We start from the raw sequence: 21,859 nt of genomic DNA on the forward strand, positions 1-21,859 counted from the left end.
GGGGGTTACCCCCCCCGGCCGGCTTGTCCGTGGGTTCCGCCCTGGCCCGCGCCCTGGCCCCCGCCCCGCCCTATTGCCGCGGGCGGGGCGGGGCCCCCGGGCCCGCTCACTTCACCGTCCGCGGCGACTTTCGCCAGCACGCCGCAACCCACCCCGCAATAGGGGCAGGTGGTCCTCACCTCGCGCGCTTCGCCCAGTTCCATGCTTCAGGCCGCGCGGCTGGCCAGCGCTTTCAGCGCAATGAACAGGAGCTCGCCCTCGATCCGCACAGGAATGGTGCGCACGGCGCCCTCGTCGGCGCCGAGCGCCTTGCCCGTCTCCAGCGAGATGACCCAATTGTGCAAGGGACAGGTGACGGCGGTGCCGTGGACGATGCCTTGGCTCAGCGGCCCACCTCTGTGCGGGCAATGATCGTCGATGGCATAGACCTGATCGTCCTGCGTGCGGAAGACGGCGATCTTGCCCTCGGGTGTGTCGACGCAGCGCGCGCCACGCCGCGGGATGTCGGAGAGTGAGCCGATCGATATCCAGTCCATTTTGATCACTCCGCCGCCTGCGCAAACCCGACAGAAGCCATTGGCCGGAACTCGTGCTTGTCCTTGCCGGAGACGCGTTCCGACCACGGGTCGACCTGGGCGAATTTCTGGCTGAAGACGAAGCGCTCGTAATAGGCCTTGCGCTTTGCACCGTCGTCCATGATCTGGCGCTTGATCTCGGGGATGCCGATGCGCTTGGCCCATTTGTAGATGCGCTCGAGATAGCGGCCCTGCTCGCGATACATCTGCGTCAGCGCCACGATATGCTCCAGCGCCTCGTCCTCGGTCTTGACCAGGCCAAGCACTTCGGTGCCCTTGATGTCGAGGCCGGCGGCGCCGGCGAAATGGATCTCGTAGCCACTGTCGACACAGATCACGCCGACATCCTTGCAGGTCGCCTCGGCGCAGTTGCGCGGACAGCCCGACACCGCCATTTTGACCTTGGCCGGGGTCCACGAGCCCCACATGAATTTCTCGATGCGAATGCCGAGGCCGGTCGAATCCTGCGTGCCGAAGCGGCACCAGTCGGAGCCGACACAGGTCTTCACCGTGCGCAGGCCCTTGGCGTAAGCATGGCCTGAGACGAAGCCGGCCTGGCCGAGATCGGCCCACACCGCCGGCAGATCCTCCTTGCGGATGCCCAGCATGTCGATGCGCTGGCCGCCGGTGACCTTGACCATCGGTATCTCGAACTTGTCGACGACGTCGGCGATGGCGCGCAGTTCGGCGGCGTTGGTGACGCCGCCCCACATGCGCGGCACCACCGAATAGGTGCCGTCCTTCTGGATGTTGGCGTGGACGCGTTCGTTGATGAAGCGCGACTGATAGTCGTCGGCGTAATCGTTCGGCCAGTCGCAGACGAGGTAGTAGTTGAGCGCCGGCCGACATTTTGCGCAGCCGCAGGAGGTCGTCCATTCCAGCTCCTGCATGACGGCGGGAATGGTCTTCAGGCTCTTGGCGATGATCAGCCGGCGCACCTCGTCATGGCCGAGCGTGGTGCAGCCGCACATCGGTTGCACGGCGGCCGGGTTGTATTTGTCGCCGATGGTCAGCACCATCAGCTTCTCGACCAGCCCGGTGCACGAACCGCAGGAAGCCGATGCCTTGGTGTGGGCGCGCACGTCGTCGAGCGAAGCCAGGCCCTTGGCCGTGATCGCGCCGGTGATCTTTCCCTTGCAAACGCCGTTGCAGCCGCAGATTTCCGCATCATCCGGCAAGGCTGCAACGGCCGCCATAGGGTCCAGCGGGGCACCCCCCTGGTAGGACTGGCCGAAGATGAGCGTGTCGCGCATCTCCGATATGTCGGTCTGCTTCTTCTTGAGATCGTTGAACCAGGCCCCATCCGCCGTCTCGCCATAAAGCACGGTGCCGATGATGCGGTCGTCCTTGAGCACAAGGCGCTTGTAGACGCCGGCGGCGGCATCGCGCAGCACGATCTCCTGGCGGTCCTCGCCTTCGGCGAAGTCGCCAAGCGAGAACAGGTCGATGCCGGTGACCTTGAGCTTGGTCGGCGTGTCCATGTGGACGAAGGCCGCTGCCTCGTTGCCGGCCAACTGGTTCGCGGCAACGCGCGCCATCTCGTAGAGCGGCGCGACCAGCCCGTAGACCTGGCCGTTGACCTCGGCGCATTCGCCGAGCGCGTAGACGTCGGGGTCGTTGCTGCGCATGCCGGCATCGACGACAATACCACGATTGACGGCTATGCCGGCCTCCTTGGCCAGCGCCGCATTCGGCCGGATGCCGACCGCCATCACCACCAGCGTTGCCGGGATGATGGTGCCGTCGGCAAGCTCCACCTGCCCGACCTTGCCGTTGCCGGTGATCGCCTGGGTGTTGGCCTTGGTGATGACCTTGATGCCGCGCTGTTCCACCGCGCGCTGCAGGAGATAGCCGGCGGCTGGATCGAGCTGACGCTCCATCAATGTCGGCATGACATGCAGCACGGTGACGTCCATGCCTTGGGCGTTCAAACCTGCTGCCGCCTCCAGCCCGAGCAGGCCGCCGCCGATGACCACGGCCTTGGCGCGCGACTGGGCGGCAAGCATCATGGCCTGAACATCGTCGAGGTCGCGATAGGTCAGCACGCCCGGCAGATCGTGACCGGGCACCGGAATGATGAAAGGCACTGATCCGGTGGCGATGACGAGCTTGTCGTAAGGCTCGGTGACGCCGTGGTCGGAGGTGACGGTCTTGGCCGCCCGGTCGATGGCGACGATCTTGTGACCCTTGTAGAGGGTGATGTTGTTGGCGATGTACCAGCCGTCGCCGTGGATGATGATTTCCTCATAGGCCTTTTCGCCGGAGAGAACCGGCGACAGCATGATGCGGTCGTAGTTCACCCGCGGCTCGGCGTTGAAGATGGTCACGGTGTAGCGGCCCGGCGCCTGTTCGAGCAGATGCTCCAGCATGCGCCCAGGGGCCATGCCGTTGCCGATGATGACGAGCTTTTCGGTCATGGCGTTACTCCGCGGCTTCGACGAAGCGATGACGTTCATAGAGGAACTTCAGCACCGCTTCGCGGCAGCGCAAAAAGGTGCGGTCGGAAGAGAGTTCGACGCGGCGACGCGGCCGTGCCAGCGGCACCGCAAGCACCTCGCCGATGGTCGCCGCCGGACCGTTGGTCATCATGACGATGCGATCGGACAACAATACCGCCTCGTCGACATCGTGGGTGATCATGATCGTCGTCGAGCCGAGCCTGGAATGGATGTCCATGACCGCGTCCTGAAGATGGGCGCGCGTCAGCGCGTCGAGTGCACCGAACGGCTCGTCGAGCAACAGGATCTTCGGCTCCATGGCAAGCGCCCGGGCAATGCCGACGCGCTGCTTCATGCCGCCCGATATTTCGGCCGGCCGCTTGTCCTTGGCATGGGCCATCTGCACGAGATCAAGATTGCGCATGATCCAGTCATGCCGTTCGGTCCTGCTCTTGGAACGACCAAAGACTTTCGACACCGCCAGGCTGATGTTTTCGTAGACGGTGAGCCATGGCAGCAGGCTGTGGTTCTGGAACACCACGGCGCGCTCGGGTCCGGGGCTGTCGACCTCCTTGTTTTCAAGCAGCACGGCGCCGGCGGAAACCTTGGTCAGCCCGGCGATCAGATTGAGCAAGGTCGACTTGCCACAGCCGGAATGGCCGATGATGGAGACGAATTCGCCCTTGTCGATGGTCAGCCTGATGTCCTTGAGCACCTCGCTGACCTGACCGCCGCGGGCAAAGGATTTGTCGATATGGTCGAGCTTCAGATAGGCCGTCATCGCCCTCTCCTCACTTTGCCGTTGTGCCGCGGGTGACGAAAGCGCCGACCGCAGCGACCAGGCGGTCGAGGCAGAAACCGGTGACGCCGATATAGGCGAGCGCGACGATGATGTCGGGCAGCCGCGACGAGTTCCAGGCGTCCCAGATGAAGAAGCCGATGCCGACGCCGCCGGTCAGCATTTCGGCGGCGACGATGGCGAGCCAGGACAGGCCGATGCCGATTCTGAGGCCGGTGAAGATGTAGGGTGCGGCGGCCGGAACCATGATCTTGACGAAGAATTCGAACTGGTTGAGCCGCAAGATGCGTGAGACGTTGCGGTAGTCTTCCGGAATGTTTCGCACGCCGACGGCGGTGTTGATGATGATCGGCCAGATCGAGGTGATGAAGATAACGAACAGCGCCGACGGGCTGGAATCGCGGAAAGCAGCCAGCGACAGCGGCAACCAGGCCAGCGGCGGCACGGTGCGCAGTATCTGGAACACCGGATCGAGGCCACGCATGGCCCAGATCGACTGGCCGACCAGGGCGCCGAGCGCGACGCCGACGATCGCCGCCAGGCCGAAGCCGATGGCGACGCGCTGCAGAGAGATCAGCACCCGCCACGCAAGGCCGATATCCTGCGGGCCGTTGTTGAAGAACGGATGCGCGATCAGGTCATAGGCCTCGTTCCACACCTGGCTGGGCGGCGGCAGGCTGGCGGTCGGCGACGAGCAGGCGATCTGCCACACGACCAGCATGAAGGCGATAACGATGACCGGCGGCACCAGGGCGGTGGCCAGCCTGCCGGCGATCGCGATCGGGTCGAAGCGGCGCCGCGCTTTGGCGGTGAAAGCGATGACCGCGGCAGGCTTCGCGGGGAACGCCTTCACCGTGGTTTCCTCAATGGCTTGGATGGACATGTCTGAGTATAACTCCGGGGTCGATGCGGGCGACAAGCGGCGAAGCGCCGTTGCGCTGGGGGCGACAAACGGCGCAACGCGCCGTTTGCGCCGGTCAAGCCGATGCCTTGATCTTCAGGCTGTCGAGATAGGCCGACGGGTTGGCCGGGTCGAAAATCTTGCCGTCGAAGAATGTCTCGACGCCACGCGACGACGAGGCCGGAATATCGGCTGCGGCAACGCCGAGATCCTTCGCCGCCTCGCGCCAGATATCCTCGCGATTGACCTGATCGACCAGCGTCTTGATGTCGGTGGTCGGCGCGAATTTTCCCCAACGGATGTTTTCGGCGAGGAACCAGCTGTCGTGGCTCTTGTAGGGATAGGAGACGCCACCCTTCCAGAATTTCATGTAGAGGTCAGTGCCGGTGGCCACGCGGCCATTGCCGTAGTTGATGTCGCCCTTGAGGCGGCCGATAATGTCGGCGACAGGCACGTTCATCCATTGCCGCTTGCCGATGATGGCGGCCATCTCGTCCTTGTTCTCCGTGGCCTCACACCATTGCTGGGCCTCCATGACGGCCATCACGATCGCCTTGGTGGCGTTCGGGTATTTGTCGATGAATTCGGCGCGGAGGCCGAGCGCCTTTTCGGGATGACCCTTCCACAGTTCGCCGGTGGTGGCGGCGGTGAAACCAACGCCCTGGTGGACGAGCTGTTCGTTCCACGGTTCGCCAACGCAGAACACGTCCATGTTGCCGACTTTCATGTTGGCGACCATCTGCGGCGGCGGCACGACAATGGTCGAGACGTCCTTGTCGGGATCGATGCCGCCGGCGGCAAGCCAGTAACGGAGCCACAAATCATGGGTCCCGCCCGGGAACGTCATGGCGGCCTTGATTTCCTTGCCGGCCGCCTTCTTGGCGGCGAAGGCGTCCTTCAGCTTGGAGGCGTCGAGCCCGACACCGGTGCCGGCGTATTCCTGCGCAACCGAAATGCCCTGGCAGTCGTAGTTGAGCCGCGCCACGATAGCCATCGGCATCGGCTGGTTGTTCTGCGTCACCTTGCCGGTGTGCATGAGATAGGGCAGCGGCGTCAGGATGTGAGCGCCGTCGATGCCGTTGGCTTCGCCGCCGAGCATCAGATTGTCGCGCGTCGCGCCCCAGGAGGCCTGCTTGATCACCTCGACGTCGGGCATGCCGAACTTGGCGAACAGCCCCTTCTCCTTGGCGATCATCAGCGGCGCCGCGTCGGTCAGCGCGATGAAGCCGAGCTTGGCGCCGGTGACCTCCGGAGCGGTCGTGGCGGCATAGGCGCCCGAGGGGAAGAGCTTGCGGGCCGCCACGAACAGGCCGGCCGTCATGGCGCTGCTGACAAGAAAATCGCGGCGCGTCACATCCTTGAGCGATGTTCCCGTCCCGATCCATTTTCCTATTTTTTCTTTCATCGTGATCTCCGGTTGAACGCTTCGTCGAGTGGCCCAAAACAAAAAAGCCGCCGTCCAGGCCTCGCGCGTCCGTACATCCGGGATCGCGTCGTTGACCTGAGCGGCAGCTTTGCCTGTGGCGCCCGCCATTGGACGCCTGTTCCGTGACCCGCGAAGGGTCTGGCTAATTCAAAGCAGGAACCGTGCCAGTTCTGAGTGAAACGAAAAACCTAAATGAAATCAACATTACGCGCCAGACGCCGGCACGTGAGGCGACATCGCAAGCAGGTCAAAGATTGTTCATTACAGCAATCGCACGCACATTTTTTGTGCAATGCACAAGAATGGCGCGAGAATGATCAGGCTTCCGCGCGAGCGACTTTCTGGCGCGCTATATAGCCGTCGATCTCGTCGGGGTCGAAGGTCTGACCGTCGAAGAAGCCGTCCGGCCCAAGCACCAAGCCTGCCCCAGTCGCACCGACAGCCGTGGCGACCTTAAGCGCGCCCTCGACCTTCGCATTGGCGCCGGGAAGTGCAACGCCAAGCGGCTTTAGCGCCGAGCGGTAGAGGTCCGGACGGTAGCAGTCACGGGCGATAGCAAGGTTTTCCGGCGTGTGCTCGACATGCCCCCAGCGCACCATCTGCGTATAGAACCACAGCGCATGGCTCTTCCACGGAAAGTTCGCCGCCTTGTCGAAGGGCAGGAAGAAGTCGTCGACATCCAGTTCGGCGCCGCCGCCCAGTTCAAGATGGCCGGTCAGGATCGGCATCTGGACAGCTGGTGGCAGGCCCAGGAAGCCAGCTTGAGCCATCACACCAGCCAGTTCGGCGTGGTTGCCCGGATCCTGGCACCAGCGCGCCGAATGATGCAGCGCGCGCAGCAATGCTGCCAGCGCGACCGGGTTCTCCTGCGACCAGGCCTTGCGCACGCCGATCACCTTCTCCGGACTGTTGCGCCACAGCAGCGCCTTGACGGTGACGATATGGCCGGTGCCGGCGGCGACCGAGGCGCTGTTCCAGGGCTCGCCCACGCAGTAGCCGTCGATCCGCCCGGCGACCAGCGCATCGGCCATGAAGGGCGGTGGCACGATGACGATCTCGATCTCGCGCTCCGGATCGATGCCGCACCCGGCAAGCCAGTAGCGCAGTTCGTAATTATGCCCCGAATGCGGGTGCACCACGGCAAAGCGCAGCGGATCGCCGCCAGCCCCGGCGCGGTCGCGAATGAAGGCACCGAGGGCTGCGCCCGCGCGCGCGGGCTCGAGATCGGGTATGGCGCCGTGTGCCGCCATGCCTTCCCAGACGGCGTTGGAGATGGTGATGCAATTGCCGCCAAGCCCGAGCGAAAACGGCACGATGGTCTCGGAAGCAAGCGGCGTCAGCCCGAGATTGCAGGCGAGCGGCATCGGCCCCAGCATGTGCGCCAGGTGGAAATGGCCGATGGCGATGCGGTCGCGGATGTTGGCCCAGGAGGTCTCGCGGTGCAGTGTGAGATCGATGCCCTCGCGTGCGGCAAATCCAAGCTCACCCGCCGCAACCAGCACGGCACTGTCGAAGAGCGGCATGAAGCCGGCGGTGATCTGGTGCTCGGCGCTCATGCTCATTCGTCCTCCGACGGCCCGAGCAGCCCGGCGGCAGTCACCAGGCTCTGGGCAATGTCGCCGATCTTGCGGTTCTGGTTCATCGCCGTCTTGCGCAGCAGCGTGTAGGCGGCCTCTTCGGTCAGGCCGCGCGACTTCATCAGGATGCCCTTGGCACGGTCGATCACCTTGCGGCTCTCAAGCTCCCCTCGAACCTCTTCCAGCTCGCGCGCCATGCGCGAGAAAGCGTTGAAGCGGCTGACCGCCATGTCCAGGATCGGCTTGACGCGCTCTTGCCTGAGGCCGTCGACCACATAGGCCGAAACGCCGGCATCGACCGCCGCTTCGATCGATGCCTGGTCCGATCGGTCGACGAACATGGCGATCGGCCGCTTCACCGCACGCGACAGCTGGAACATGTTTTCCAGCATGTCGCGGTTCGGGTTTTCCAGATCGATGACGATGACGTCCGGCTCGATCTCGGCGATGCGCCGCGCAATGCCGGTCACGTCGTGGATGACGGTGACCCGCTCATGGCCGGCCTCGCGCAAACCTGCCTCGATGATCGCGGCGCGGATACGGTTTTCGTCGATGACCAGGACGGCGAGTGAGCTGCGGACCATGCGTGCATTGTGGGCAAGGTCGCAAAATTGTGCAATGCGGCATGGTCACAGGCTCCCGCCGCGGAGCAACCGACGACCGACAACGACCCGGTCTAGGTGGTCGGGACAAGGAATGCAGCGCAACGCTGGCACTGGTGACGACAGCCTTGCCGGTCGCCTGGTGCCCTACCCAACGGTCTAGGTGCGATGAGACTTGCACCGCAACATCGGCTTGTTAAAGGTGGGGGCAACGACGGACATAGCTGTCCTTGCTCGCCGATCTGACCGGAAGGTTACCGCACGATGCTGCTCATGAAACGACGATTGGGGGCCAGGGAGCCGGCGCGCCCAGCACGGCGTCCCGGGAACCTGACGGCGATGTTCGTCCTGATAGCCGGGCCACTCGTCCTTGGCATCGCCCTCCTGTTGGCTGGTCCGGCACAGGCCCAGGCACCGGCCGCCGTCACGCCCGACAAGGTCAAACAGCTGTTCGAGCTTCTCGACGATCCGTCGGTGAAGGCCTGGGTGGCCGAGCAACGAAATCAGGGCGCAGGATCGACGGAAGCGCCTGCCGAGACTAGCGCTCCGCCGGCCGACGCCGTGGCCGCACCGGGCCAGATGAATACTATGGCATCCTCGACGCTCGATCGGATCAAGCATCACATCGAAAAGATCGTGCGAACCTTGCCTTCGCTGCCGGACCAGTTCGCGCGCGTCCGGGCCAATACCATGGACGATATGTCCAGCAAGGGCCCCGTCAGCATATTGGTGCTGATTGCGATCTTTATCGCTGCCGGCCTGGCGCTCACCTGGGCAATATACAAGCTCACCCGTCCATTTCGTCTTTGGATCATCGCGCAACCCAGAGATACGCCCATCGGGCGGGCCAAGAAGATCGGCGGCCGCACGCTTTATTCCAGCATGATGATCGGCTCGTTCGCGCTGGGCAGCGCCGGTGCGTTCATGCTGTTCGACTGGCCAGCGCTCATCCGCGAGATTGTGCTGACATTTCTGATGGCTGCGGTCTTTACGTGGGCTGTGCGCCTATACGTGATGGCCACGCTCGTCCCTTCTTTCATGGAGGTCGAGCACGCCATCGAGGTTCGTGCCCTGCCGATCACCAACGGAGCTGCTGACCATTGGGCTTATTGGCTGCCCCGGATCGTCGGCGTTTTCGCCTTCTTCGCCGCCGCGTTTGTCCTCTTGCCGGGTCTCGGCATAGACCAGGACGGAATGATGGTCCTGTCCGTCGGCGCCGATTTCATCCTGCTGTTGCTCTTCCTGCTGGCCATTTGGCGTCGGCCAAGAACGCAGCGAGACGGCGCGCGCCACAGCGGTCACACGGCAGTGACATGGTTGTTGACGGCTTATTTCGTCGTTCTGTTCCTCGAACGCATTGCCGGCCTCTACACATTCTTCTGGTTTACCTTCACCGCATTCTTCCTGCCTTTGGCAATTGTGCTGACAGAGCGCGGGGTTAATTTCGTCCTGCGGCCCGGTTCGGAAGATGCGGGCCGGCCGACGATCCCGGCGGTGACGATCGCTGTCATCGATCGCGGTATCCGGATGATTTTCATCCTCGCGGCGGCTTACCTTCTCGCACGCGTACTGGGCCTGGACATGCAATCCATGCGCGGCAGCGATACGACCACCATGCTCATATTGCGCGGCTTGATCAACGTCGTGGTCATTGCCCTTGCTGCCGATTTCGGCTGGTCGATCATCAAAGCCTTGATCGAACGAAAGCTGGGCGTCGCGATACCGCAAGCCGTGATGGGCGAGGAGGACATCCTCACCCTCGATCCGCATCAGGCGCGGCTGCACACGCTGTTGCCGATCATTCAGAACATTCTGCTCGCGGTGATCATCGTGATGGCGGTGCTGATGATGCTCGCTTCGATCGGAATCCAGATCGGCCCGCTGATCGCCGGCGCCGGCGTCGTCGGCGTCGCCGTGGGTTTTGGCGCGCAAACCATCGTCAAGGACGTGATCTCTGGCGTGTTTTATCTGCTCGACGATGCTTTCCGCGTCGGCGAATACATTTCATCGGGCAGCTACAGGGGTACGGTGGAGAGCTTTTCGCTGCGCTCGGTGAAGCTGCGCCACCATCGTGGTCCGCTGTTCACGATACCTTTCGGTGAACTCGGCGCCGTGCAGAACCAGAGCCGTGACTGGGTCACCGACAAATTCAACATCACCGTTGGCTATGACACCGATATCGACTTCGCCCGCAAACTGATCAAGCGAATTGGCCTGGAACTGGCGGATGATCCGGAGTTCAAACACTGGGTGATCGAACCGATCAAGATGCAGGGGGTGCAGGAGTTCGGCGAGTACGGCATCGTCTTGAGGGTCAAGGTCACGACCAGACCTGGAGGCGCCTTCAGCATGAAAGGCAGGTTCTTTTTGCGCCTCCGCCAGGCCTTCAAGGAGCAGGGCATCGAACTCCCATTCCCGACCGTCCACGTCCAGGGGCTGCAAGACCCGCATGGGACAGAGAATGCGCCTTTGGAGGTCACACCTGAATTACGAATGGCCGTCGCCCAGTCGCACACCAATCGGCGCAGAAAAAAAGCCGGCACAACGGAGTAGGACGCTGTGATACCCGCCGGTCGCAACACGGCTTTCCGCGCAAAGCCTGGACCCGCGACACCACGCTAGTCGAGCTGCCGATAGCGACGACGCGGTCGCCGCCAACCAGCACCAGCGTGGCGTTCTGAGGCCAAGCTTGACGAAAAGAGCAGATATGCTGGCCTTTCCGCGAGGCTCAGAGCGCAATCCAGGCGGTCTTGAGGTCGACAAATTTCTCCAGCGCATGCAGCGACTTGTCACGGCCGAAACCGGACTGTTTGACGCCGCCAAGCGGCACGGTGATATCGGCTCCGCCATAGGTGTTGACGTGGACGACACCGGCGTTGATGGCGCGCACCATGCGATGGGCCGTGGAAAGATTGGCGGTCCACACCGCCGAGGCAAGTCCGTAGACAGTGGAGTTGGCCAGATGCACCGCCTCCTCCTCGGTCCCGAAGCGCATCACGCCGAGCACCGGTCCGAACACCTCCTCGCGCGCCAACTGCATCTCTTGCGTCACGTTCTCGAAGATCGTCGGCGCCATGTAGCTGCCGCCGGTCTCGGTCAGTATCCGTTCGCCACCGGCGACGAGACGGGCGCCTTCGGCTTGCGCCATGGCGACGAAGCCGAGATTCTTGTCCAGCTGTTCGGCGCTCGATACCGCACCGATATCGCTGGCGAGATCGAGCGGGTCGCCGACCTTGAGCCGCGTGGTTGCCGAGACAAGTTCGTCCATGAAAAGATCATAGACCGACGACTGGACGAGCAGACGCGAGCCCGCCACGCAGACCTGGCCTGAATTGCGAAAGATGCCGTTGGCCGAGACGACCGCCGCCTGCTTCAGGTCCGGAGCGTCGGCAAAGACGATGTTGGGCGACTTGCCGCCAAGCTCGAGGAAGACCCGCTTCAAATTGGAACGGGCGGAGTATTCGAGCAGCCGCCGGCCGACCGGCCCCGATCCGGTAAAGGCGATGGCGTCGACATCCATATGGAGGCCAAGCGCTTCGCCGGCGACAGCACCATGACCGGTAACGACGTTGAACACGCCTTCGGGAAGTCCAGCCTCGCTTGCGAGTTCGGCCAGCCGCAGCAAGGTCAGCGAGGCGATCTCCGGCGGCTTGACGACGACGCTGTTGCCGGTGGCCAGTGCGGGCGCAATCTTCCAGGCACCGATCATCAGCGGGAAGTTCCACGGCACGATGACGCCGACGACACCGAGTGACTCCCTGTGGATCAGCCCGAGCACATTGTCGGCCGTCGGCGCGATCTCGCCATAGACCTTGTCGATCGCCTCGGCGTAGTAGCGGATGGTGCCGGCCGCCGACAGCGGCTCGGCCTTGTAGGCCATGCCGATCTCCGTGCCGTTGTCGCGCACGCCAAGCACGACCAGCTCATCGACATGTTTTTCGATCAGCTCGGCAAATTTCGTCAGCACCTTCTTGCGAAAGGCGGGGGCGGCGCGCGACCATGAACCCTTCTCGAATGCTTTTCGCGCCGATCGGACCGCGCGATCGATGTCGGCGGCATTGCCGTCGGCGATGCTGGCAAAAGGGCGGCCGTCGATCGGCGAAATCACCGCCAGCGTCGCGCCGCTCGTCGCTGCGGCCTGTACGCCATCGATAAACAAGCCCCGCTCGCCGATCTCCGTCTTGCGCAGCGCGTCGATGGCATTCTGGCTGATCATTGATGGCGGACTCCCAAGGAAACATACAACGTGGTTGGCGCGCGGAATTCCCAGCCGCGAAACACCGGCACCTTGCCTGGCACCAGGCTGAGATCGGGGAAGCGCAGGAGCAGCAGCCTTAACGCAAGGCACATCTGCTCGCGCGCGAAAAACCGGCCCGAACAAAAATGATGACCAAAGCCGAAGGCGGCATGATTGCCTTCCCTGCGGTTGATGTCGAAGCGGTCTGGATCGGCAAAGCGGCTCTCGTCGCGGCTTGCCGAGGAGACAAGTGCAGCGACCGCGGCGCCGGCAGGGATCGTTACGCCGCCAAGCTCGACCGCCCGCGTCGTCTGCCGCGTCTGGGTTCCGATCGGCGCCACCCAGCGCAAGCCTTCATCGACAGCCCTGGGCACAAAGGTCTCGAGATCGGCGAGCACCTGCCGCAATCGTTCGGGATGCGCAAGCAGGCCGGCGAGGATCGAACCGGCACCATGTCCGGGCTCCTGCATGCCGCCAAGCAGAATGACCTTGATGCTTGGCACCAAGAATTCGATCGGCCGCGTCGTGCCTTCCGGCATGCCGTCATGCAGCATATGCGACAGCGCCGAGTCGTCGGGGGCGCGCGCAAGTCTATCCAGAGTCGGCCGGATGGCAGCGCCGACCTCGGCGCTGATCGCGTCGGCGATCTCTTGCCGTTTTGGGTCGTTCTCGAAATTGATGGCGCCCTGCGCGAGGCCATAGAACCAGCGGCGCAGCGTCGCCATGTCGATGTCGACAAGGCCCAGCGAGCGCGCCAGGCTGAGCGTCGACACCGGCTCGAAATAATCCGCCATCAGCTCGGCGGAGCCTTGTTCGGCGATCCGGTCGAGAAAAGGTTCGGCAATCGACCGCACGAGGTCGCCGGCATAGGCGGCGACGGTGCGCGGCCGGTATTTCGGATCGACGCCTTGGCGCAGCTGTCTGTGCGTTTCGCCGTCGGTGGTCAGGATGGTCGGCTTGCCGAACGAGCGTTCGACCGGAGACGTACCGACGACGGCGGAGAAGATGTCGGGTGACTTTGCGACGGTCTCGACGTCCTTCCAGCGGGTGACGAACCAGAGATTGACCGCCGGCACGAAAGCGACAGGCGCGCTGCGCCGCAGTTCCGCATAGATCGGATACGGATCGGCTTCCAGCGCCTCAACGGTGATGCTCTCGGCAAAGCTCAACGCCGGTACTCCCTTTGCGATGGAAAGGGGCGGCGCCGAACGCGCTACCCCCTTGTCCTTTGTCCTAGTCCTTCAGCGGCACGCCGAGATTTTCGAAGGCAACCGGATCCCTGCTCTTCAACGCACCGGCAAGCAGCAGACCGACCACCGCGGCAATCAGCACCAGCCCCGGCAGGAACACGCCGAGGGAGCCGCTGGCGCCCGACAGGCCACCGAAATTAATGACGATCAGGTAGATGATGACGACGAAAGCGATGAAGGCCAGCCCAGGCAGGATGGTGGTCTTCAGCGCATTCTCCTGCGTCGACGGGTTGGCGCGGAAGTACATCACCACGGCGAGCGAGGCCACCGCCATCATGACGATGACTCCCAGCGTCGCGACATTGGTCAGCCAGGAAAACAGCGCCAGAACCGGATCGAGGCCGAGCACCGCGAACAGTCCGATGACGATCGCTGCCAACGCGCTCTGGATGACGGAAGCAACATGCGGGCTCTGGTGCACTGAATGCGTCACGCCGATCGCTTCAGGCAACAGCTTCTCGCGGCCCGAGACGTAGATGTAGCGGGCAACCGCGTTGTGGAACGCCAGCACGCCGGCAAACAGGCTCGACACGAACAGGATGCCCATGGCGTGCGACAGCATGGTTCCGGCGTAGCGGTCGGACAGGCCGAACAGGAAAGTCGTCGGATCCTGAAGCGCCTGCAGTGCGGGCAACAATTTGTCGACGCCGGCGCCGACCGCCATCAGCCAGGCCGTGACCATGTAGAAGACGCCGATCAGCAGCACGGAGAAATAGGTGGCGCGCGGAATGGTCACCTTGGGGTCGCGGGCTTCCTCGGCGTAGATCGTCGTCGCCTCGAAACCGATGAAGGCGGCGAAACAGAACAGGATGGCGATGGCGGGCGAGCCGCTGACGATCTGGCTCCAGCTGAACGGCGCCGCCGAGAGGCCGCTGTCGCCACCGGTCTTGAGGATGGCGAGGTCTAGCACCAGCACCACGATGTATTCGCACAGCACCAGCACCGTCAGGATCTTGGCCGAGAGGTCGACCTGGCGGTAGCCCAACACCGCGACGATGGCGACGGCGATGAAGCTCCATACCCACCAGGGCAGGTCGATGCCCCAGCCGGCGAACAGGCCGGCGGTCGCGGCCCCCAGCAGGCCCATGACCCCGATCTGCATGGCGTTGTAGGACAGGATCGCGATGATTGCGGTTGCGCCGCCGGCAAAACCGCCGAGCCCGCGCGCGGCATAGGCATAGAAGGCGCCGGCATTGCCGACATGGCGCGACATGGCGACGTAGCCGACCGCAAACAGCAGCAGCAACACGGTCACGATAAGATAGGTGCCGGCAAAGCCCGCCCCATTGCCCATAAGCATGCCGAGCGGCGTGCCGCCGGCGACCGCGGTGAGCGGCGCCGCCGCCGAAATCACCATGAAGGTGATAGCGCCGACGCCAAGACTGTTCTTGCGCAGCCTGTTGGCGGGCGCCTGTTCCGAAACTGCTGACATTTGTCCCTCCAGTTTTACGAACCCCTGGGTTCGCGGCCGCTCGGCCTGTTCCCTAAACGCCATCGGTTCATTATTTGAACCCTTATTTTGAATATAGACTTGCAAAGAATGCCGATGCCTGTCAAGTTAATTCACACATTAAGTTTCTATCCGAGCGGGAGGCTGGATGGGTACGGTCGGCAAGGCGATTTCACTTCTGGAGCTGTTCACGGCGGACGAGCCCGAGCTCGGACTTTCCGATCTCGCGCGGCGGTGCGCCTTGGACAAGGCGACGACGCGGCGGCTGCTGATGGCGCTGGGCGGCCATGGCTTCATCGAGCAGGATGCCGGCACGCGGCACTATCGCCTCGGCGCCGGCCTGTCGCGGCTGGCGCGTATCCGCGAAGCCTGCTTCCCGTTCCTGCAAACGGCAATTCCCGTGGCGCAGGATTTGGCGGGTTCGACAACCGAGACGGTGCATCTGTCGGAATTCGGCGTCGACAGGCTGATCACCGTCCATGTCGAGCATTCAAGCTGGGCAAACCGGGTGAACATCGATGTCGGCCAGCTTCTGCCGCTGCATTCCACCGCCTCCGGCATCGCCTATCTCGCCTTCGCCGACAACGCGACCGTGAAAGCATGCCTGACAGGTTCGCTTGAGGCCTTCACCGATCATACCCTCGTCGAGCCGGCCGCCATTTCAAAGTCGATCGGCGAGGCGCGCGACCGCGGCTATTCAATCTGCGACCAGGGCCATGAGGACGGCGTGATCGGCGTCGCGGCTGCAATCCGCGCCGCCGATGGTCTTGCGCTGGGGACAATTGCGGTGGCAGCCCCGAAGGCCAGGACGACACCGGCTACGATCGTGGAACGAGGGCTTGCGGTTGTGACCGCAGCACGGGAGATTTCGATGCGCCTCAATGGCGAAAACCTGCAAACCCTGAGGAGGCAGGCCTGATGTCTGTAAGTATGGCAACGCCCCGCATCCTGGTCATCGGCACGGGCGACACCAAGACCGACGAACTGCTGTTCATGAAAGCGTGCATCGAGGCATCGGGTGGCCGCGCCGTGATGATGGATGTCAGCGTGCTGGGCGACCCCGCCTATAGTCCCGATCACGACAAGCATGCCGTTGCGCGGGCCGCTGGCGTGACGATGGCCGAAATCGTCTCGAGCGGCGATGAAAACACCGCCATGACATTGATGGCAGTCGGCGCCGTTCAGCTGGTGCGCCAGCTTCATCAGCGCGGCGAGATCGACGCCTTCATCGCCATCGGTGGTTCGATGGGAACCGATTTGGCGCTCGATGTCGCGCTGTGCCTGCCGCTCGGCGTGCCGAAATTCGTCGTCTCGACCATCGCCTACTCGCACCTCATTCCGCCCGAGCGTGTCGCGCCCGACCTGATGATGATCCTGTGGGCAGGCGGGCTCTACGGCCTCAACACCATCTGCAAGCTGGTCCTTTCCCAGGCCTGCGGCGCGGTCGTCGGTGCGGCGAGGATCGTGCTTGCATCCCGTGCTTCCGCCACGGCGGTCGGGCCGACCATCGGCATGACTTCTCTGGGCAGCAGTTGCCTGCGCTATATGAAGACGCTGAAGCCGGCGTTGGAGCAGCGCGGCTATGATGTCGCGGTCTTTCACACCACCGGGATGGGCGGCCGGGCCTTCGAATCGATCGCCAGCCAGGACCATTTCTGCGCGGTGTTCGACTTCAGCCTGCAGGAGATCACCAATCATCTTGCCGGCTCGGTCGTCAGCTCCGGCGCCGACCGGCTCGAGAATGCCGGCGCCCGCGGCATTCCGCAGATCGCAGCCCCTGGCGCCGTAGACATGGTCGATTTGCCGACCTGGCAGGCGCTGCCGACAAAGTTCGCGCAACGGCCATTCCATGCTCATAACAGGTTGATCGGCTCGATCACCGTCGATGCCGCCGACCGCCGTGAAGTCGCCAGGACCATCGCCGCCAAGCTCGGTGCGTCGAAGGGGCGCTCCGCTTTCATCCTGCCCTCCGGCGGCATCCAGGAATGGGATGCGCAGGGCGAGCCGCTGTACGAACCCGAAGCCCTCGCGGCGTTCACCGATGAGATGCGCAAGGCCATTCCCGCCGGCGTCGAGTTCCACGAGATCGACGCCCACATCAACAGCGACGAGTTCGTCGGCAAGGCGCTCGAAATCTTCGACCGCTGGGTCGAGGAAGGCATCATCCCGCGCGGCATGCCGGCCAAGGGAGTGGCTGCGTGAGCGCTGTTCCTGCCCAGGCGCTCGTCCTCGATTTCGGCGGCGTCGTCACCCGGACCCTTTTCGAGACCCATGCCTTGACCGAACAGGCGCTCGGCCTCGCGCCGGGAACGCTGCAATGGTACGGGCCGTTCGACCCGGATTCAGATCCGCTGTGGCGCTCAATGCAGGCCGACGAGATCAGCGAGCGCGATTATTGGCGCACCCGCACCAGCGAAGTCGGCCGGCTCGTCGGCGAGGACTGGCAGGCGATGGAGACATTCGTCCAGCGCGCACGCGGAGCCGAGCCGGAAAAGATCGTGCGGCCCGAAGCCGTCCGCGCAATCCGGACCGTGCATGCGGCGGGATTTCGCCTGGCGATCCTGTCCAACGAGCTAGATCTGTTCTATGGCGCCGGCTTCCGTCAGCGGCTGCCGCTGCTCGAGCTGTTCGACACCATCGTCGACGCCACCTATACCCGCATCCTCAAGCCCGATCCGCGCGCCTATGCCTTGGTGACCGAGGCGCTTGGCCTGCCTGCCGGCGCCTGTGTGTTCGTTGACGACCAGCAGCGCAATGTCGATGGCGGCCGTGCCGCCGGCATGCGCACGGTTCATTTCGACGTCGCGCGACCGGCACTTTCCTATGCCGAGGCCCTCGGCCATTTCGACCTCATCTCCTGAGACATTTGCGGAGCCTTGCGATGCGCGACATCAATTTCCTCACCGAGAAAAACGCCAAGCCGATCTGGCATCCGATGGCACACCCGGCCGAGATGCGGGCCAACCCGCCAAAGGTGATCATGAAAGGCGAAGGCGTGATGGTCACCGACATCGACGGCAACACCGTGCTCGATGCGGTTGGCGGCCTGTGGAACGTCAATCTCGGCTACTCCTGCGACCCGATCAAGAAGGCCATCGCCGACCAGCTCAGCGCCCTGCCCTACTATTCCGGGTTTCGCGGCACGTCGACCGGCCCGTCGATCGAGCTCGCTTACGAACTCAGCGAATGGTTCGAACCGGAAGGCATGGTGCGGACCTTCTTCACCTCGGGCGGCTCGGATTCGGTCGAAACCGCACTGCGGCTCGCCCGCCAATACTGGAAGATCCGCGGCCAGGGCGACCGGACAAAATTCCTCGCGCTGAAGAAGGGCTATCACGGCACCCATTTCGGTGGCGCGTCAGTCAACGGCAACGCCAATTTCCGCCGCAACTATGAGCCGCTTATGCCCGGCGTCTTCCACATTCCCGCACCCTGGACCTTCCGCAATCCGTTCGATGAGACCGATCCGGCGCGGCTAGCCAAACTGTGCGCCAAAGCGCTGGAGGACGAGATCGCCTTCCAGGGCGGCGACACCATTGCCGCCTTCATCATGGAGCCGGTTCTCGGCGCCGGCGGCGTCATCGTTCCGCATGACAGCTTCATGCCGCTGGTCCGCGAGATATGCGACCGCCACGAAATCCTGCTGATCGCCGACGAGGTGGTCACGGGCTTCGGTCGCACCGGCGCCTGGTCGGGTTCGCGGCTATCCGGCGTGAAGCCGGATTTCATGACCATCGCCAAGGCGATCACCTCGGGCTATTTCCCGCTCGGCGCCACCTTGATCGGCGCCAAGGTCGCCGACGTCTTCGAGGCCGACAAGACCAGCTTCGGGGCGATCGGTCATGGCTATACCTATTCCGGCCATCCTGTCGGCTGCGCGGCAGGGCTGGCTGCACTTGCCGAGACCAAGCGGCTTCGCCTGGACGAGAACGCAGCCGCGCGCGGCATCGAGCTCGCGGCGACGCTGGAGGGGCTAAAAGCCAAGCACGCGATCGTCGGCGACATCAGGTACAAGGGCCTGATGGCTGCGCTAGAGCTGGTCTCCGATCGCACGACGAAAAAGCCGGTGGACAAGAAGACCATGGCAGTGGTTTCGGAAGCCACTTATGACGCCGGCGTCATGCTGCGCGTGTCCGGCAACAACATCATCCTGTCGCCGCCGCTGATCATCGGCGCCGCCGACGTGGCAAAGATCGGCGAGGCCATCGATGCAGGTCTGTCGAGGGCCTGATAGACCCGCTGACGCAATGGAGTTTGGTACGCAATGACCCAATCTGAGAAGAACCCGAGCGAGGAAGCGCTCGTCAAGCGGCGTGCCCGCCTGCTCGGCGCGAAATCGCAATTGTTCTACGACGAGCCCGTGCACCTGGTGCGCGGCGAAGGCGTCTGGCTCTACGATGCCGACGGCCGCAAGTATCTCGATGCCTACAACAACGTCGCCCATGTCGGCCATTGCCACCCGCATGTGGTCGAGGCCTTGTGCCGTCAGGCAAGCCTGCTCAATACCCACACACGCTATCTGCACACCGCAATTCTCGACTATGTCGAGCGGCTGACGGCGACCTTCGATGCAAGCCTCGCCACCGCAATCCTGACCTGTACCGGCAGCGAGGCCAACGACATAGCGCTGCGCATGGCGCAGGCCGCCTCCGGCAATATGGGCATCATCGCCACCGACGCCACCTATCATGGCAACACGGCGGCGGTTTCGCAGCTCAGCACGCGCATGCCTCCGATCCGCGGCCGCGCCCCCCATGTCAGGCTGGTGCCGGCCCCCGACAGCTATCGCCATCCCGATGCGATGGCCAATGGCAAGGCCTTTGGCGACGCCGTGCGTCAAGCGATCGTTTCGCTGGCACAGGACGGCATTGGCCTGTCTGGCATCATCTTGTGTCCGCTGCTCGCCAATGAAGGTTTCTCGGCTCTGCCCACCGGATTTTTCGACGACGCCTTGGGGGCCGTGCGCGAAGCCGGTGGTCTGGTCATCGCCGACGAAGTGCAGCCCGGCTTCGGCCGCACCGGCAGCCATTTCTGGGGCCATCAGCGCGCCGGCTTCGTCCCCGACATCGTCACCATGGGCAAGCCGATGGGCAATGGCCATCCGATCGCGGCCGTGGTCACCACCAAGGAGTTACTTGCGGCCTTCCGCGACGCGTTCCGCTACTTCAACACCTTTGGCGGCAACCCGGTCTCCTGCGCGGTCGCCAATGCCGTCCTCGACGTCATCGAACAGGAAAACCTTGTCGCCAACGCGCAAGACGTCGGCGCCTATGCGCTTGGCCTGCTGCGCCCGCTGGCCGATCGGCATGAGTGCATCGGCGAGGTCAGGGGGGCCGGACTGTTCTTCGGCGCCGAGCTGGTCCACGACCGCGACACGCGCGAACCGGCGCCCGACATTGCCGAGCAGGTCGCCAACCGCATGCGCCATCGCGGCGTGCTGATGGGCAAGACCGGCATCCACGGCAATGTGCTCAAGATCCGCCCGCCCATGCCGTTCTCGCGCGACAATGCCGACTTCCTGATCGGCCTGCTGGACGAGGTGCTGGGCGAAGTCGGCGGAGTGCCGGCGTGAATTCTGTTTCCACCCAATGCGAGCCCGAAACGGCAGCCGATGTCACGGAGCTTGCCAGGCGTGCGCTCGAACATTGGGGCGTCCGCAACTCTGAGCCGGAACTTCTGAAGCACCGCGAGAACGCCGTCTTCCGCGTGCGGCTGCCGGATGGCCAGCCGGCAGCCATGCGCATCCACCGGCTCGGCTACCACACGGACGCCGCGCTGCGTTCGGAACTGCAATGGATGGGCTTCCTGCAATCCGCCGGCGTCGCCACGCCGTCTTGCGTCGCAACACAGGCCGGCGATCCGTTCGTGCTTGTCAGCACGGCCACCTCGGCGCAGCCCCGGCAGGCCGATTGCCTGAGCTGGCTGGAGGGCCGCGCCGTGGGCGCACGCGGCGTGCCACTGGTCTACACGGCCGACCAGTCGATCCAGATCTTCACGGCGATCGGGCGGACCATCGCCCATATGCACAATGTCACTGCCTCGTGGACGCCGCCCGCGGGGTTCGCCCGCCATGCCTGGAACTTCGACGGCTTCTTCGGTGCGAACCCGGTCTGGGGCCGGTTCGAGACCTCGCCCTTTCTCGATGGTCCTCGCCGCGCGCTGGTCTTGCAGGCGCGCGACAAGGCAGTGAAGGCGCTGTCGCAACATGAGCGCAGCGCGCGCAATTTCGGCATCATCCACGCCGATCTGGTGCGCGAAAACGTGCTCATCCATGACAGCGCGGTGCGCATCATCGATTTCGACGATTGCGGCCATGGCTGGCACATGTACGACCTTGCCGTCGCCCTCTACCAGAACCGCGAGGAGGCGATCTACCCGCTGATCGAGACCGCTTTGCTTGACGGCTACCAGCAAGAGCGTGCGCTGACCCCGCAGGACATCGCCGCATTGCCTCTATTCGCCGCCTTGCGTGCCTTCGCGTTTCTTGGCTGGGTGCAAAGCCGCGTCGAAGGCGACATCACCAGGGATGTCGGCTTGCGCATGTCGACCATCGCGGCCGATGTGGTGATTGACTACTTGCGCGGCGAACAGCCCAACTGACGAG

The 21,859-nt window shown here is 63.9% G+C and carries 18 protein-coding genes; 7 read left to right on the forward strand and 11 right to left on the reverse strand.

Features of this window, described 5'->3' with window-relative positions; translation table 11 throughout:
- Positions 1-5 precede the first annotated feature (5 nt).
- The 8 genes from NKJ18_RS33015 to NKJ18_RS17330 all read right to left on the reverse strand — a co-directional run bounded on the left by NKJ18_RS33015 (position 6) and on the right by NKJ18_RS17330 (position 8,300).
- Positions 6-203, reverse strand: a complete 198-nt coding sequence (locus NKJ18_RS33015) for a hypothetical protein (protein WP_502906166.1) — start codon at positions 201-203, stop codon at positions 6-8.
- 3 nt (positions 204-206) lie between these two features.
- A complete protein-coding gene (gene nirD / locus NKJ18_RS17300; RefSeq protein WP_023686954.1) occupies positions 207-536 on the reverse strand; it encodes a nitrite reductase small subunit NirD in 330 nt (109 codons plus the stop codon).
- Positions 537-541: 5 nt separating this feature from the next.
- Positions 542-2,992 carry a nitrite reductase large subunit NirB gene (nirB, locus tag NKJ18_RS17305; RefSeq protein ID WP_023708118.1) on the reverse strand — a complete coding sequence of 817 codons (2,451 nt, stop codon included), beginning with the start codon at positions 2,990-2,992 and terminating at the stop codon, positions 542-544.
- A gap of 4 nt (positions 2,993-2,996) precedes the next feature.
- Entirely contained in the window at positions 2,997-3,794 is a 798-nt protein-coding gene (locus tag NKJ18_RS17310; RefSeq protein WP_023682696.1) for an ABC transporter ATP-binding protein, read from the reverse strand.
- Between the two features lie 10 nt (positions 3,795-3,804).
- Positions 3,805-4,695 (reverse strand): nitrate ABC transporter permease, encoded by an 891-nt coding sequence (gene ntrB / locus NKJ18_RS17315; protein ID WP_023682697.1) that lies wholly within the window; start codon positions 4,693-4,695, stop codon positions 3,805-3,807.
- Positions 4,696-4,789: 94 nt separating this feature from the next.
- Positions 4,790-6,118: a CmpA/NrtA family ABC transporter substrate-binding protein gene (locus NKJ18_RS17320; protein WP_023667844.1), complete on the reverse strand. Its 1,329-nt coding sequence runs from the start codon at positions 6,116-6,118 to the stop codon at positions 4,790-4,792.
- A 338-nt stretch (positions 6,119-6,456) separates the two neighbouring features.
- Positions 6,457-7,695, reverse strand: a complete 1,239-nt coding sequence (locus NKJ18_RS17325) for a CmpA/NrtA family ABC transporter substrate-binding protein (RefSeq protein ID WP_031199262.1) — start codon at positions 7,693-7,695, stop codon at positions 6,457-6,459.
- A 2-nt stretch (positions 7,696-7,697) separates the two neighbouring features.
- Positions 7,698-8,300 carry an ANTAR domain-containing response regulator gene (locus NKJ18_RS17330; protein WP_023667842.1) on the reverse strand — a complete coding sequence of 201 codons (603 nt, stop codon included), beginning with the start codon at positions 8,298-8,300 and terminating at the stop codon, positions 7,698-7,700.
- 282 nt (positions 8,301-8,582) lie between these two features.
- On the opposite strand from NKJ18_RS17330, the gene NKJ18_RS17335 reads away from it, so the two are divergent.
- Positions 8,583-10,871: a mechanosensitive ion channel family protein gene (locus tag NKJ18_RS17335; RefSeq protein WP_352758974.1), complete on the forward strand. Its 2,289-nt coding sequence runs from the start codon at positions 8,583-8,585 to the stop codon at positions 10,869-10,871.
- Positions 10,872-11,046: 175 nt separating this feature from the next.
- On the opposite strand, the gene NKJ18_RS17340 is transcribed toward NKJ18_RS17335, so the two are convergent.
- The 3 genes from NKJ18_RS17340 to NKJ18_RS17350 all read right to left on the reverse strand — a co-directional run bounded on the left by NKJ18_RS17340 (position 11,047) and on the right by NKJ18_RS17350 (position 15,237).
- Positions 11,047-12,534 (reverse strand): aldehyde dehydrogenase, encoded by a 1,488-nt coding sequence (locus NKJ18_RS17340; RefSeq protein WP_352758976.1) that lies wholly within the window; start codon positions 12,532-12,534, stop codon positions 11,047-11,049.
- Positions 12,531-13,724: a cytochrome P450 gene (locus tag NKJ18_RS17345; RefSeq protein WP_352758978.1), complete on the reverse strand. Its 1,194-nt coding sequence runs from the start codon at positions 13,722-13,724 to the stop codon at positions 12,531-12,533. Before NKJ18_RS17345 ends, NKJ18_RS17340 begins: the two co-directional genes overlap by 4 nt.
- Positions 13,725-13,788: 64 nt before the next feature.
- Positions 13,789-15,237 (reverse strand): APC family permease, encoded by a 1,449-nt coding sequence (locus NKJ18_RS17350; protein ID WP_352758981.1) that lies wholly within the window; start codon positions 15,235-15,237, stop codon positions 13,789-13,791.
- 166 nt (positions 15,238-15,403) lie between these two features.
- Between NKJ18_RS17350 and NKJ18_RS17355 the strand changes: the two genes are divergently transcribed.
- The 6 genes from NKJ18_RS17355 to NKJ18_RS17380 are packed head-to-tail and all read left to right on the forward strand — an operon-like array spanning position 15,404 to position 21,855.
- Positions 15,404-16,174, forward strand: coding sequence for an IclR family transcriptional regulator (locus NKJ18_RS17355; RefSeq protein ID WP_352758984.1), 771 nt, complete (start codon positions 15,404-15,406; stop codon positions 16,172-16,174).
- Positions 16,174-17,457, forward strand: coding sequence for a Tm-1-like ATP-binding domain-containing protein (locus tag NKJ18_RS17360; protein WP_023729179.1), 1,284 nt, complete (start codon positions 16,174-16,176; stop codon positions 17,455-17,457). Before NKJ18_RS17355 ends, NKJ18_RS17360 begins: the two co-directional genes overlap by 1 nt.
- Positions 17,454-18,116 (forward strand): HAD family hydrolase, encoded by a 663-nt coding sequence (locus NKJ18_RS17365; RefSeq protein WP_027050169.1) that lies wholly within the window; start codon positions 17,454-17,456, stop codon positions 18,114-18,116. The genes NKJ18_RS17360 and NKJ18_RS17365 overlap by 4 nt, the downstream gene beginning before the upstream one ends.
- A 20-nt stretch (positions 18,117-18,136) precedes the next feature.
- Positions 18,137-19,486, forward strand: a complete 1,350-nt coding sequence (locus tag NKJ18_RS17370; protein ID WP_023708115.1) for an aminotransferase class III-fold pyridoxal phosphate-dependent enzyme — start codon at positions 18,137-18,139, stop codon at positions 19,484-19,486.
- A 33-nt stretch (positions 19,487-19,519) separates the two neighbouring features.
- The gene (locus tag NKJ18_RS17375) at positions 19,520-20,827 is read left to right on the forward strand and encodes an aminotransferase class III-fold pyridoxal phosphate-dependent enzyme (RefSeq protein ID WP_352758987.1); all 1,308 of its coding nucleotides are present in this window, start codon (positions 19,520-19,522) and stop codon (positions 20,825-20,827) included.
- The gene (locus NKJ18_RS17380; protein ID WP_023699844.1) at positions 20,824-21,855 is read left to right on the forward strand and encodes a phosphotransferase enzyme family protein; all 1,032 of its coding nucleotides are present in this window, start codon (positions 20,824-20,826) and stop codon (positions 21,853-21,855) included. Before NKJ18_RS17375 ends, NKJ18_RS17380 begins: the two co-directional genes overlap by 4 nt.
- Positions 21,856-21,859 lie beyond the last annotated feature (4 nt).

Origin of the sequence: Mesorhizobium sp. M0217, from assembly GCF_040321955.1 — a bacterium.
GTDB lineage: Bacteria > Pseudomonadota > Alphaproteobacteria > Rhizobiales > Rhizobiaceae > Mesorhizobium.

Coding starts and splice junctions, on each gene's coding strand:
- NKJ18_RS33015 (WP_502906166.1), bottom strand. CDS start 203: ATGGAACTGGGCGAAGCGCGCGAGGTGAGGACCACCTGCCCCTATTGC.
- nirD (WP_023686954.1), bottom strand. CDS start 536: ATGGACTGGATATCGATCGGCTCACTCTCCGACATCCCGCGGCGTGGC.
- nirB (WP_023708118.1), bottom strand. CDS start 2,992: ATGACCGAAAAGCTCGTCATCATCGGCAACGGCATGGCCCCTGGGCGC.
- NKJ18_RS17310 (WP_023682696.1), bottom strand. CDS start 3,794: ATGACGGCCTATCTGAAGCTCGACCATATCGACAAATCCTTTGCCCGC.
- ntrB (WP_023682697.1), bottom strand. CDS start 4,695: ATGTCCATCCAAGCCATTGAGGAAACCACGGTGAAGGCGTTCCCCGCG.
- NKJ18_RS17320 (WP_023667844.1), bottom strand. CDS start 6,118: ATGAAAGAAAAAATAGGAAAATGGATCGGGACGGGAACATCGCTCAAG.
- NKJ18_RS17325 (WP_031199262.1), bottom strand. CDS start 7,695: ATGAGCGCCGAGCACCAGATCACCGCCGGCTTCATGCCGCTCTTCGAC.
- NKJ18_RS17330 (WP_023667842.1), bottom strand. CDS start 8,300: ATGGTCCGCAGCTCACTCGCCGTCCTGGTCATCGACGAAAACCGTATC.
- NKJ18_RS17335 (WP_352758974.1), top strand. CDS start 8,583: ATGCTGCTCATGAAACGACGATTGGGGGCCAGGGAGCCGGCGCGCCCA.
- NKJ18_RS17340 (WP_352758976.1), bottom strand. CDS start 12,534: ATGATCAGCCAGAATGCCATCGACGCGCTGCGCAAGACGGAGATCGGC.
- NKJ18_RS17350 (WP_352758981.1), bottom strand. CDS start 15,237: ATGTCAGCAGTTTCGGAACAGGCGCCCGCCAACAGGCTGCGCAAGAAC.
- NKJ18_RS17355 (WP_352758984.1), top strand. CDS start 15,404: ATGGGTACGGTCGGCAAGGCGATTTCACTTCTGGAGCTGTTCACGGCG.
- NKJ18_RS17360 (WP_023729179.1), top strand. CDS start 16,174: ATGTCTGTAAGTATGGCAACGCCCCGCATCCTGGTCATCGGCACGGGC.
- NKJ18_RS17370 (WP_023708115.1), top strand. CDS start 18,137: ATGCGCGACATCAATTTCCTCACCGAGAAAAACGCCAAGCCGATCTGG.
- NKJ18_RS17375 (WP_352758987.1), top strand. CDS start 19,520: ATGACCCAATCTGAGAAGAACCCGAGCGAGGAAGCGCTCGTCAAGCGG.